Source organism: Cellulomonas iranensis NBRC 101100 = JCM 18110 (assembly GCF_001552375.1).
GTDB classification, from domain to species: Bacteria; Actinomycetota; Actinomycetes; order Actinomycetales; family Cellulomonadaceae; genus Cellulomonas; species Cellulomonas iranensis.
The window spans coordinates 18,920-31,669 of the sequence record NZ_BCRB01000015.1; the positions used below are offsets into that span (position 1 = coordinate 18,920).

A 12,750-nucleotide genomic window follows, 5' to 3' on the forward strand; every position below is an offset into this window, starting at 1 on the left:
CTCGCGCGTCATGCGCCGCGCGCCGCCGCGACGCGCGCCCACGCCGCGAGCCCGCCGGGCAGGTGACGCACGTCGTGCACGCCGGCCGCGCGCGCGAGCCGCGCCGCGTGGGCGGCGCGCGCACCGACGCGGCACACGAGCACGAGCGGTCGGTCGGGGTCGAGCTCGGTGAGGCCCTGCTCGGAGGCGAACCGTGCGAACGGCACCGAACGCGCGCCGGGCAGCGGGGCCGCGGCGGCCTCGGGCGCGTCGCGCAGGTCGACGACGTCGACGTCCGGGCGCGACGCGAGCAGCCGCAGCACCTCGGCGACGCCGCTCAGGGCGCCGTCGTCGTCGGCGGTCTCGGTCCCGGCGCCGACGCCGACCGACCGGACGGCGCGCGCCGGTCGTGCGTCGGGCCCGGTGCGCGTGCCGGGCCCGGGACGCGTGGGGACGGGTACGTCGGCCGCCGCGCGGCGACGCACCGGCACGTCCTGCCACGTGCCCGCGAACGCGTCGTGCACCGCGACCCGGCCCAGCAGCGTGCGCCCCGTGCCGCACACGAGCTTGACCGCCTCGAGCGCCATCGCCGCGCCCGCCGCGGCGCAGACCGCGCCGAGCACGCCGTCGACCGCGCACGACGCGACCGTGCCGTCGGGCGGCGGGCCGCCGAACACGTCCCGCAGGTCGACGCCCTCGCCCGCGGGCGGGTCGGACCAGAACGTGCTGACCTGCGCGTGACCGCGCTGCAGGGACCCCCACACCCACGGCACGCCGAGCTCCGCGCACACGTCGTTGACGAGGTAGCGCGTCGCGAAGTTGTCGGTGCCGTCGACCACGAGGTCCCAGCCGCGCAGCACGTCGTGCGCGTTCGCGTCGTCGAGGCGGAAGGCGTGCGTCTCGACGCGCAACGCCGGGTCGATGGCGCGGACGGCGTCGGCGGCCGAGTCGACCTTGCGGCGCCCGACGTCCGCCGTGCCGTGCAGGACCTGCCGCTGCAGGTTCGAGGCCTCGACGACGTCGTCGTCGACCACGCCGAGCGTGCCGACGCCCGCCGCCGCGAGGTACTGCAGCACGGGCGACCCGAGCCCGCCCGCACCGAGCACGAGCACGCGCGCCGCCAGCAGGCGGCGCTGACCCGCCTCGCCGACCTCCGCGAGCGCGAGGTGCCGCGCATAGCGGGACACCTGCTCCGTCGTGAGCGGCGGACCTGGTGCGACGAGCGGCGGCAGGGCCGGGCCGGTCACCCGTGCGACCCCGTGGCGACGCTCGTCACGGTCGTGAGCAGCAGCACGCTGTCCTCGAGCGCGACCACCGCGTGCCGCTCGTGCGTGAGCTCCCACAGCTCGCCGGCCGCGACGTCCCGCTGCACGTCGCCGTCGACCTCGACGCGCACGCGCCCCTGCAGGGCCTGCAGCGACGCCGCCGGGGGAGACGCGTGCTCACCGAGCCGTGCCCCCGCGACCAGCGCGATGACGGTCTGCCGCAGCTCGCCGTCGTGCACCACGAGCTGCGCGCTGCGGCCGTGCGGGTCGGTGCGGGCGGCCGCGAGGTGCTCGGCGGCGAGGGCGGTGAGGTCGGGCATGGGTCGATCCTCGCAGGGCTCGGTGACGACGGCGTGTCTGACGGCTCACTCGCGGCGGGCGGCCGAGCGCTCGGGGTCGCGGGCGCCGCGCGGGTGCGGCGCGGTCCCGACGGGCGCTGCCGCCGGGACCGCGCCTCCGTGCGACCCGTTCAGTCCTGCGTGCGGCGCGTGATCCGCACGTGCCACGCCTCGGGGCCCTCGACGAGGTACTCGACGTCGACGGGAGCGCGCTCGGCGAGCTGTCCGAGCAGCGGCAGCGGCGCGTGCGGCGCGACGATGACGAGCGAGGCGCCCGGGGCGATCGCGTCGAACGCGCCGAACACCGTCGCGTGGCGGATCGCGTGCGGGATGGTGCGCACGTCGAGGACAGGGTCGGCCTCGTCGTGGCCGCCGCAGCCGCACGTGTGCCCGGCGGGCTCGGGCGCGGCGGGCAGGAATTCGACGGGCTGGCTCATGGCTCTCCTTCGGTGGTCGCCCGCCGGGTGGCAGGCGCGGTCGCTGCGGCAGCGGCGGCGCCGGTGCCGGACAGGTGCAGGGCGCACCGGCGGGGCCCGACGAACGGCTCGAGGCGCTCGGCGCGCACGGGCCCGCCGACCTGCTCGAGCACGCCCTGTGCGAGGCCGAGGTGGACGCTGCAGACGACCTCGGGGCGCTCGCGCGCGAGGTCGAGGAACGGGCAGCGCCGCAGGTCGAACGTCGTGCCGTCGGCGCTCAGGACCGGGTCGAAGCCGAGTCGGTCGAGGTGGGCCTCGAGCGCGAGCACCTGGTCGTCGGTGCCCGACGGCAGGTCGGGCAGGTCGGGCAGCATGGCGTGCCCCGCGCGTCGCGCCGACTCGCGGACGTCGCCGACCGGCGTGCCGTAGCCCCCCAGCAGGACGCTCGTCAGCCGGGCGCGCGCGGCGGACTCGGCGAGGTGGCGAGCCGCCGCGGGGTCGGTGCGTCCGTCGCTGCGGCCGGTCGCGCGGTAGACGGTCCGGGGGCGTCCGCGGGTCGCGCGGCGCTCGGTCTCGCGGACCACGAACCGCGCGTCGACGAGGCGCTGGAGGTGCTCACGCACGGTGTTCTCGTGCAGGCCGGTCCGCGCGGCGAGCGCGGCGGTGGTCTGCGGGCCGTCGGTCTGCAGGACGTGCAGCAGCTCGACGCGGCTCGCCGAGGCCAGCACGCGCGCGGTGGGCGTGCGACGGGCGTCGCCGTCGTCGTGCTCGGTCACCGTGCGCCTCCGGGTGGGTGATCCGCTCCGGGACCCAGGTCCCGGGCGGTGGTGGTGACTCATTAAATACCGTCGTGCCGTGGAAAAGACCGGGACCAGGGTCCCCCCGCACGTCGTGCTGCTCGTCCCGGGTGGTCTGGCGCTGCTGGCGGGCCTCGACGCCGCCCTCCTGCTGCTGGGGCTGCCCGCGCCCGTGCACCTCGAGCGCTGGTCCGACGTGCACGGGCCTCTCATGGTGCTCGGATTCGTCGGCACGCTCGTCGCGCTCGAACGGGCCGTCGCCGTGCGGCGACCGATCGCGTTCGCCTCGCCCGCGCTGCTCGGGGTCGGCGGTCTGGCGCTCCTGACACCCGCGCCGCTGTGGGTCGGCCGCGCGTGCCTCGTGCTCGGCGCGCTCGCGCTCGTGGGGATCTACCTCGCGGTGTGGCGCAAGCAGCCCGCCGCCGCGCTCGCGGTGCAGGCCCTGGGGGCCGCGCTCGCCGTCGCGGCCGCCGTGCTGTGGCTCGCGGGCGCCGCCGTGCCGCACCTCGTGCCGTGCCTCACGGGCTTCCTCGTCCTGACGATCGCCGGTGAGCGCCTCGAGCTCCTGCGGGTCGGCGGGCCCGGGCCGCGCGTCGAGGACGTCGTGTGGGGCCTGGCGTGCGCGTGGGCGCTCGCGGCGACGGCCGCGCTGCTGTGGCCCGAGGTCGGCTGGCCGCTGTTGGGTGCCGTGCTGCTCGCGCTCGTCGCGGTCCTCGTGCGGCACGACGTCGCGCGGCGCACGGTGCGCTCCACGGGCCTGCCCCGGTTCATGGCGTGCGCGATGCTCGCCGGGTACGCGTGGCTCGCCGTCGCCGGAGCGCTCTGGCTCGTCGCCGGGCCCGTGCTGGCCGGCCGCGGGTACGACGCGGCCCTGCACGCCGTGTTCCTCGGCTTCGTGCTGTCGATGGTCATGGCGCACGCGCCCGTGATCCTGCCCGCGGTGCTGCGCCGCCCGCTGCCGTACCGACCGGTGATGTACATCCCGCTCGTGCTGCTGCACACGACGCTCGCGCTGCGGGTGCTCGTCGGCGACGCGCGCGGCGTCGACGCGGTCGTGCAGGTCGGCGGCGTGGGCAACGTCGTCGCGCTCCTGCTGTTCGTCGTCGTCGCCGTGACGTCCGCGGTGCTCGGGCCGCCGTCGGTCGCGCCGCGGCCCTCGCGCGCGACCGCTACGGGTGCACCGGCCGACTCGACCCCGCCCGCCGCTGCGGGCCTCGCCCTCGGAGGTCCCCGGTGAACCGCGCCGCGCACCACGTCCGCGCCAACGCGCTCGTCCTGGTCTGGCTCGTGGCGGCCGCGGGCGCCGCGCTCGCGCACCGCTGGCTGCCCGAGGCCGGGTGGCTCCTGGTGCACCTGCCGCTGCTCGGGGCGGTCACCACCGCGATCCTCGTGTGGAGCCAGCACTTCGCCGACACGCTGCTGCGCAGCCCCGCACCGCGCCGCGCGCTCGCGTGGCGCCTGGCGGCCCACACCGCCGGGGTGCTCGCGGTCGTCGCCGGGCACCTCACGTCGGTGCCCGCACTCGTGGTCGCCGGGGGCGTCGCCGTCGCCGGCGTCGGTGTCGCGCAGGCCGTCGGCATCGTCCGGCAGGGCCGCGGCGCGCTGCCCTCGCGGTTCGGCCACCTCGCGCGCGCCTACGTCGCGGCGGGCCTGCTGCTGGTCCCGGGCGTCGCGTGCGGCGTCGTCATGGCCACCGCCGCACCCGGGCCGGAGGCGTACGCGCAGTGGTACGTCGCGCACGTCGTGCTCACGCTGATCGGGTTCGTCGGCGTCACGGTCGCGGGCACGCTCGTCGTGCTGTGGCCGACGGTCCTGCGCACCCGGATCGACGCGGCCGCCGAGACCGCGGCGCGCCGCTCGCTCGTGCTGCTCGTCGCAGGCACGCTGCTCGCGGCGCTCGGGCCGGCCACGGGCCTGCGGGCCGTCACGGTCGCGGGCGTCGCGGTCGTGCTGGCGGGCATCGCGCTGACCGCGCACGTGCTCGTCCGCCAGGTGCGCACCGCGCCGCCCGTCACGTACGCCGCGCTCAGCGTCGGCGCGGCCGTGGTGTGGTGGGCCGCGTCGGTCACGGTGCTCGGAGTCGTCGTCGCGACCGCCGGCTCGTGGGCCGCGGCGGTCCCGCGGCTGTCGGCGCTCACGCCCGCGACGGAGGGCGGGTTCGCGGCGCAGGTGCTGGTCGGTGCGCTGTCGTACCTGCTCCCCGTCGTGCTCGGCGGCGGGCCCGCTGTGACGCGCACCGTCGCGGCCGAGCTCGACCGCTCTGCCGTCGTGCGTGCCGTGCTGCTCAACGGCGCGCTCGTGATCTTCGTGCTGCCCGCGCCGAGCCTCGTGCGCGTCGTCGCCTCGAGCATCGCGCTCGCGGTGGGCGTCTGGTTCCTCGTGCTCGTCGCGCGGGCCGTCCGGCTCGCCCGGCGGCCCGCCGCGATCGAGCACCCCGCACCCGTCGTGCCCGCTCGCGCGGCCGTGGCCGACCCCGTCGCCGTGGCCCTGGCGCGCTCGCGGCGGCGCGGCGCCGGCGCGCTGGCTGTCGGCGCGCTCGTCGTGGTGACCGCCGTCGCGCTCGCGGGCGACCCCACCGCGGCGGGCCTCACGCAGGTCCTCACCGCGGGTGCCGCGGCCACCGCGGCGTCGGAGGCCGGGGCGACCGGACGCACCACCACCGTGCGCGTCGAGGCGCAGGACATGCGGTTCGTGCCCGACACGGTCGAGGTGCCGGCCGGCGACCGCTTGGTCATCGAGGTCGTCAACACCGACACCACGGTGCACGACCTCGTGCTCGACCGCGGTGCCACGTCGGGGCGCCTCGCACCGGGTGGCACGGCCTCGGTCGACGTCGGCGTCGTGCAGCAGGACCTCGCGGGCTGGTGCTCGGTCGCCGGGCACCGCCTCATGGGCATGACGCTGGACGTCGTCGTGGTGGGCGGGGAGCCCGCCGCGCCCGTCGCGGCGGCCCCGGGGGGCGACGGTGGCGCGGGGCACGACATGCCCGGCACAGCGGGCACGCACCACGGCGGAGCCGGCGACGGCGCGCGGGCGTCCGACCTGCTCGACCTCATGGCCGCACCCGACGACGCGTTCGTCGCCCGCGACGCGACGTTGCCGCCGGTCGGCGACGGCACGACGCACCACGTCACGCTCGAGGTCACCGAGACGGTCCAGGAGGTCGCCCCCGGCGTCACGCGCACCGCCTGGACGTTCGGCGGCACCGCACCCGGACCCGTGCTGCACGGGCGGGTGGGCGACACGTTCGTCGTCACGCTCGTCAACGACGGCAGCCTCGGGCACTCGATCGACTTCCACGCCGGGGCGCTCGCGCCCGACGACGTCATGCGGACCATCGAGCCCGGGGAGACGCTCACGTACACGTTCCGGGCGACGCGCAGCGGCATCTGGATGTACCACTGCTCGACCATGCCGATGAGCCTGCACATCGCCAACGGCATGTTCGGCGCGGTCGTCATCGACCCGCCCGGCCTGCCCGAGGTCGACCACGAGTACGTGCTCGTGCAGTCCGAGCTGTACCTGGGCGAGCAGGGCGGCACCGCCGACGAGGCCGCGCTCACCGCGCAGCAGCCCACGCTGCTGACGTTCAACGGCTACGCGAACCAGTACCGCGACCGACCCCTCGCGGTCCGCGCGGGCGAGCGCGTGCGCGTGTGGGTGCTCGACGCCGGGCCGAACCGGCCGTCGTCGTTCCACGTCGTCGGCGGGCAGTTCGACACCGTCTACCGCGAGGGCGACTGGACCCTGCGCGACGGCGGGTCGACGGGGACGGGCGGCGCGCAGGTGCTCGCGCTCGCGCCCGCCGAGGGCGGGTTCGTCGAGCTGACGTTCCCCGAGGCCGGCACCTACCCGTTCGTCACGCACGCCATGGGCGACGCCGAGCGCGGCGCGCAGGGCCGGTTCCGCGTCGCGGACTGACGGCGACGACGCCACGCGGCCCGGGGGAGTTCTCACACCCCGGGCCGCCGGTGTGTGCGCGGAACGTTGCGGGCCGGTGACGCGGGTGCGCGTCCGGGCGAAACACGCGCTGCCTAGCGTCCTGCTCGACGCCGGCCCCACGCGGCGACGCCCGCCGGGCACCGCCCGGCCCCGACGCCCGACCCCGCGCAGCCCTGCACGGACCGACGCCCGGAGGCTCCCCGTGACCCAGACCCCGACGACCGGCGCGCCCGCCGCCTCGGCGACCGCGCCCGCCGACCCCACCCCGGCACCCCCGACCCCGGCGCCCGGCGCCGAGGTCCTCACCCCGGCCGGCGTCGAGCCCGTGCTCGTCCGGCACCGCGGCCGCTGGCTGCACGGCTGGGACCCCGAGGCGCCCGACCAGTGGCGCACGGCGGGGCGCGCCGTCGCACGCCGCAACCTCGTGCTGTCGATCCTCGCCGAGTTCCTCGGGTTCGCGGTCTGGGCGCTGTGGAGCATCGTCGTGCCGCAGCTGCCGGCGGCCGGGTTCACGCTGACCGCCGACCAGATGTTCTGGCTCATCGCGGTGCCGTCGCTCGTCGGCGCGACCCTGCGCATCCCGTACACGTTCGCCGTGCCCGTCTTCGGCGGGCGCAACTGGACCGTCGTGTCGGCGCTCCTGCTGCTCCTGCCCACGGGTGCCCTGGTGTGGGCCGTGCAACGACCCGACCTGCCGTTCGGCGCGCTGCTCGCGGTCGCCGCGCTCGCGGGCGTCGGCGGCGGCAACTTCGCGTCCTCGATGGCCAACATCTCGTTCTTCTACCCCGAGCGCGAGAAGGGCCGGGCGCTGGGCCTCAACGCCGCGGGCGGCAACGTCGGCACCGCGGCCGTGCAGCTCGCGGTGCCGCTGGTCATCGTCGGTGCGGCCGGCGTGCACCTCGAGCGGGCCGGTCTGATGTTCGTGCCCCTCGCGATCCTGGCCGCGGTGCTCGCGTGGCGGCTCATGGACAACGTCAAGGACGCCGCGGCCGACCCGCGCGCGTACGGCTCGGCCGCGCGCCACCGTCACACGTGGGTCATCTCGTTCGTGTACATCGGCACGTTCGGCTCGTTCATCGGGTTCTCAGGGGCGTTCCCGACGCTGCTCAAGGCCCAGTTCCCCGACGTGACGCTGTCGATCGCGTTCCTCGGCGCGCTCGTCGGGTCGGTCGCGCGCCCGGCGGGCGGTGCGCTCGCCGACCGGCTCGGCGGCGCCCGCGTGACGGTCGCGGCGTTCGCGGTCATGGCGGTCGGGACCGTGTCGGCGATCCTCGCGCTGCGGGCCGGGTCGTTCCCGCTGTTCTTCGGCTCGTTCCTGCTGCTGTTCCTCGCCACGGGCGCCGGCAACGGGTCGGTGTACCGCATGATCCCGGCGGTGTTCCGGCACGGCGCGACCGACGACGCCGACCGCGGCCGGCGGGCCAAGGCCGCCGCGGGGTGCATCGGGATCGCGGGCGCGGTCGGTGCCGTCGGCGGGTTCCTGGTGCCGCGCGGGTTCGCGGCGTCGACCACCGCGACGGGTGGCATCGAGGCGGCGCTGTGGGTGATCGTCGCGACCTACGCCGTCATGGCCGCCACCACGTGGGTCGTGTACGCGCGCCGCGGCTCGGCGTTCGGCGACGCCGTCATCTGATGACGGCCACCACCACCGCGCGGGACGCGCGCACGGCCACGACGCAGGTCGCGACCGTGTGCTCGTACTGCGGCGTCGGCTGCGGGATCGTCCTCGACGTCGGGGACGACGGCACGGTGCGCCGCGCGAGCGGCGACCGCTCGCACCCCGCGAACGCCGGGCGCCTGTGCACCAAGGGCGCGACGAGCGCGACGATGCTCGCGGCCGGCGGGCGCGTGACGACCGCGCTCGTGCGGCCCGAGCGCGGCGCCGAGGCCGTGCCAGCCGACGTCGACGCCGCGGTCGCGGACGTCGCCCGCCGGCTGCGCACGATCCTCGACCGCGACGGTCCCGACGCGATCGCGCTGTACGTGTCGGGTCAGCTGAGCATCGAGGCGCAGTACCTGGCGAACAAGCTCGCCAAGGGGTACCTGCGCACGCGGTGGATCGAGTCGAACTCGCGGCTGTGCATGGCGAGCGCGGGCACGGGCTACAAGCTGTCGCTCGGTGCCGACGGCCCGCCGGGGTCGTACGACGACCTCGACCACGCCGACGTGTTCCTGCTCGTCGGCGCGAACATGGCCGACTGCCACCCCGTGCTGTTCCTGCGGCTGCTCGACCGCGTCAAGGCGGGCGCCCGGCTGATCGTCGTCGACCCGCGGCGCACGGCCACGGCCGAGAGGGCGGACCTGTTCCTGCAGGTCCGGCCCGGCAGCGACCTCGCGCTGCTCAACGGCCTGTTGCACCTGCTGGTCGAGGCCGGCGCGGTCGACGAGGCGTTCGTCGCCGAGCACACCGAGGGCTGGGACGCGATGCCCGCGTTCCTCGCGGACTACCCGCCGGACGTCGTCGAGCGGCTCACGGGCGTGCCGGCGGCCGACCTGCGCGCGGCCGCCGCGATGATCGCCGGAGCGGGTGACTGGGTGTCGTGCTGGACGATGGGCCTCAACCAGTCGACGCACGGCACGTGGAACACGAACGCGCTGGTCAACCTGCACCTCGCGACCGGTGCGATCGGGCGCCGGGGGAGCGGACCGTTCTCGCTCACCGGCCAGCCCAACGCGATGGGCGGGCGCGAGATGGGCTACATGGGCCCGGGCCTGCCGGGGCAGCGCAGCGTGCTCGACGCCGACGACCGCGCGTTCTGCGAGGACCTGTGGGGGCTGCCGCCCGGGACGATCCGCACCGAGGTCGGCACCGGCACGGTCGACATGTTCCGCCGCATGGCCGACGGCGAGATCCGCGCCGCGTGGGTGATCTGCACCAACCCGGTCGCGTCGGTCGGCAACCGCCGCACCGTGGTCGAGGGTCTCGAGCGCGCCGAGCTCGTCGTCACGCAGGACGTGTTCGCCGACACCGAGACCAACGCGTACGCCGACGTCGTGCTGCCGGCCGCGCTGTGGTCCGAGGCCGACGGCGTCATGGTGAGCTCCGAGCGCACCATGACGCTCGCGCGGCGGGCGCTGGCCGCCCCCGGGCAGGCGCTGCCGGACTGGCAGCTCGTCGCGCGCGTCGCGACGGCCCTGGGGTTCGACGGCTTCGCGTACGCGTCGTCGCAGGAGGTCTTCGACGAGCTGCGCCGCGCGAGCAACCCGCGCACGGGCTACGACCTGCGGGGGGTCAGCTACGAGCGGTTGCGCCGCGAGCCCGTGCAGTGGCCGTGCGCGTCCGCCGACGCGCCCGCGCGCAACCCGGTGCGCTACCTCAACGACGGCGAGCACCAGCCGCTGCTCACCCGCCCCGACGGCACGCGGCCGCGCCTGGCGTTCCCCACGCCGAGCGGTCGCGCGGTCTTCCACGCGCGCCCGCACGTCGACCCGGCCGAGCTGCCGGACGACGACCACCCGTTCTGGTTCACCACCGGCCGCGTGCAGCACCAGTGGCACACCATGACCAAGACCGGCAAGGTCCCGGCGCTGAACCGGCTCGAGCCCGGCCCGTTCGTCGAGGTACACCCCGAGGACGCCGCGCGGCTCGGGCTCGTCGAGCGGGCGCCCGTCGAGGTCGCGTCGCGGCGCGGCCGCGCGGTGCTGCCGGTCGTCGTGACCGACCGCGTGCGCCCCGGCACGCTGTTCGCGCCGTTCCACTGGAACGACGTGTTCGGCGAGCACCTCGCGGTCAACGCGGTGACGAACGACGCGGTCGACCTGCTGTCCCTGCAGCCCGAGCTCAAGGCGTGCGCGGTCGCGCTCACGCCCGTCGCCGCCGAGGTCGCGCCCGCCCGACGCACGCACGGCGCGACACCCGGACCCGACCCCGACCCCGGCGCGGCGCCCGCCTCCGCGTCGGCGACGCTCGACGGTCCGGCCACGATGCGGGCGCTCGCGGCCGCGCTCGGCGTCGACGACGTCGAGGCCCCCGCGCTCGGCGACGGCGAGCGGCGCTACCTGGCGGGGTTCCTCGCGGGTCTCGGGCGTGGCACCGGCGCGGCGGGGACGCCCGTGCTGCCGCCGACGGCACCGTTGCGCGACGACCACGCGCTGTGGGTCGACGGCGTGCTGGCGGGGCTGTTCTCCCGCGCGCCGGGTGCACCGTCCGCGGCCGCCCTGCGGGCGCCGGCCCGCACCGTCACGGTGCTGTGGGCGTCCCAGACGGGCAACGCCGAGGAGCTCGCGGGCGTCGTCGCTGACCGGCTCGGGGCCGCCGGGCTCGGCACGCGGCTGCGCGCGATGGACGACGCGCTCGACGACCTGCCCCGGCGCGGTGACGTCGTGCTGGTCACGAGCACGTTCGGCGACGGCGACGCACCCGACAACGGGGCGGCGCTGTGGGAGAGGCTCGCGGACCCGCAGGCGCCGTCGTTCGGCGGTGCGCGGTTCGCGGTGCTGGCGCTGGGCGACCCGACGTACGACCGGTTCTGCGGGCACGGGCGGCGCCTCGACCACCGGCTCGCCGAGCTCGGCGCGCAGCGGCTCGTGCCGCGCCTCGAGCGCGAGCCCGGCGACGACACCGCGGTCGGCCCGTGGCTCGACGGGCTCGTCGCGGCGCTGACCGGCGGCGAGCAGGACGACGACGCGGCTGACGGTGGCACGGTCGTGGGAGGCGCCGACGACGCGGACGCGCGCGACGGCGTCGGCGGCGGGCCGGCTCGTGCGCCGGCGCGCACGGCACCCGTCGCGCCGTCCGGGTCGGGTGACGCGCCCGCCCGGGCGTCGCGGCGGCACCCCGGCACGGCGCGGCTCGTGGGCCGTCGGCGCCTCGGGGCAGCGGGCGCCGCGAAGGAGGTGCGCGAGGTCCTGCTCGACACGTCGGGCTCGCCGCTGCCCGTGCCGTACGCGGCCGGGGACGCCCTGGCGGTCCGCCCCCGCACGCCGGTCGCGCTGGTCGAGGAGATGCTCGGCGCGACGGGGCTGGACGCCGCCGCGCCGGTCGTGCTCGACGGCGTGACGCAGCCGCTGCACGACGCGCTGCGCACCGGCCTCGACCTGGGCCGCCCGACGCCCGCGCTGCTGCGGTTCGTCGCCGACCGCACGACCCGTGCGGCGGGTGACGACCTGCGCCGCCTGCTGCGGGCGGGCGACCGCGCGGCGCTCGACGCGTGGACGTGGGACCGCGGCGTCGTCGACGTGGTCGCGGCGCACCCGCTCGACGCGACGCCGCAGGAGTGGGTCGACGCGCTGCGCACGCTCCAGCCGCGCGCGTACTCGATCTCGTCGAGCCCGCTCGTCGACCCGGCCCGCGTGCGCCTGACGGTGTCGGTCGTGCGGTGGGCGGGGCCCACCGGACGGCCGCGCGGCGGCACGTGCTCGACGTACCTCGCGGACGCCGCCCCGGACGCCGAGGTCGCAGTGCACGTGCAACCCAGCGCCCACTTCCGCCCGCCGTCGGACCCCGACGCACCCGCCGTGATGATCGGTCCGGGCACGGGCGTCGCGCCGTTCGTCGGGTTCCTCGCCGAGCGCGAGGCGCGCGGGCACCGCGGCGGCAGCTGGCTGGTCTTCGGCGAGCAGCACGCGGCGACCGACTTCTGGTACCGCGACGAGCTCGACGCGTGGCGCACGAGCGGCGTGCTCACGCGCCTCGACACCGCGTTCTCGCGCGACCAGCGGCAGAAGGTCTACGTGCAGGACCGGCTGCGCGAGCACGCGCGCGACCTGTGGTCCTGGCTCGAGCGCGGCGCGCACGTCTACGTGTGCGGCGACGCGCGGCGCATGGCGCCCGACGTCGACGCGGCGCTGCGCGAGGTGGTCGCCCGCGAGGGCGGGCTCGCCGAGCCGGACGCCGCCGCGTACGTCCGGCGGCTCGCGGCGGAGCGACGCTACGTGCGCGACGTGTACTGAGCGCCCGCGTCGACCGGACGTACCCCGCGCGGCGTCGGCCCGGCGAGCGTGACGGGTTCCGTGCTCCCGCGAGCCGCGGCGCGTCCGCCGCGGGAACCCGGGGCCGCACGGGGAACCCGGT

At 77.1% G+C, this 12,750-nt stretch carries 8 protein-coding genes; 4 read left to right on the forward strand and 4 right to left on the reverse strand.

Features of this window, described 5'->3' with window-relative positions; genetic code table 11:
- Nucleotides 1-8: 8 nt before the first annotated feature.
- From CS2_RS04780 to CS2_RS04795, 4 genes are all read right to left on the reverse strand, one after another.
- Nucleotides 9-1,226 (reverse strand): ThiF family adenylyltransferase, encoded by a 1,218-nt coding sequence (locus tag CS2_RS04780; protein WP_217997360.1) that lies wholly within the window; start codon nt 1,224-1,226, stop codon nt 9-11.
- On the reverse strand, nt 1,223-1,564 hold the full coding sequence (locus CS2_RS04785) for a cupin domain-containing protein (protein WP_070319100.1): 342 nt from the start codon (nt 1,562-1,564) through the stop codon (nt 1,223-1,225). Before CS2_RS04785 ends, CS2_RS04780 begins: the two co-directional genes overlap by 4 nt.
- 149 nt (nt 1,565-1,713) lie before the next feature.
- Nucleotides 1,714-2,019: a DUF2249 domain-containing protein gene (locus tag CS2_RS04790; protein ID WP_070319101.1), complete on the reverse strand. Its 306-nt coding sequence runs from the start codon at nt 2,017-2,019 to the stop codon at nt 1,714-1,716.
- Entirely contained in the window at nt 2,016-2,774 is a 759-nt protein-coding gene (locus tag CS2_RS04795) for a helix-turn-helix transcriptional regulator (protein WP_070319102.1), read from the reverse strand. Before CS2_RS04795 ends, CS2_RS04790 begins: the two co-directional genes overlap by 4 nt.
- A 79-nt stretch (nt 2,775-2,853) precedes the next feature.
- Here CS2_RS04795 and CS2_RS04800 point away from each other — a divergent pair, with 79 nt between their 5' ends.
- The 4 genes from CS2_RS04800 (at nt 2,854) to CS2_RS04815 (ending at nt 12,629) form a co-directional block, all read left to right on the forward strand.
- Nucleotides 2,854-4,032, forward strand: coding sequence for a DUF8744 domain-containing protein (locus tag CS2_RS04800; RefSeq protein WP_233421070.1), 1,179 nt, complete (start codon nt 2,854-2,856; stop codon nt 4,030-4,032).
- A complete protein-coding gene (locus CS2_RS04805) occupies nt 4,029-6,716 on the forward strand; it encodes a multicopper oxidase domain-containing protein (protein ID WP_070319103.1) in 2,688 nt (895 codons plus the stop codon). Before CS2_RS04800 ends, CS2_RS04805 begins: the two co-directional genes overlap by 4 nt.
- Before the next feature lie 223 nt (nt 6,717-6,939).
- The gene (locus tag CS2_RS04810; RefSeq protein WP_070319104.1) at nt 6,940-8,370 is read left to right on the forward strand and encodes an MFS transporter; all 1,431 of its coding nucleotides are present in this window, start codon (nt 6,940-6,942) and stop codon (nt 8,368-8,370) included.
- Complete coding sequence (locus CS2_RS04815; RefSeq protein WP_070319105.1) at nt 8,370-12,629, forward strand: bifunctional nitrate reductase/sulfite reductase flavoprotein subunit alpha; 4,260 nt, start codon at nt 8,370-8,372, stop codon at nt 12,627-12,629. Before CS2_RS04810 ends, CS2_RS04815 begins: the two co-directional genes overlap by 1 nt.
- Nucleotides 12,630-12,750 lie beyond the last annotated feature (121 nt).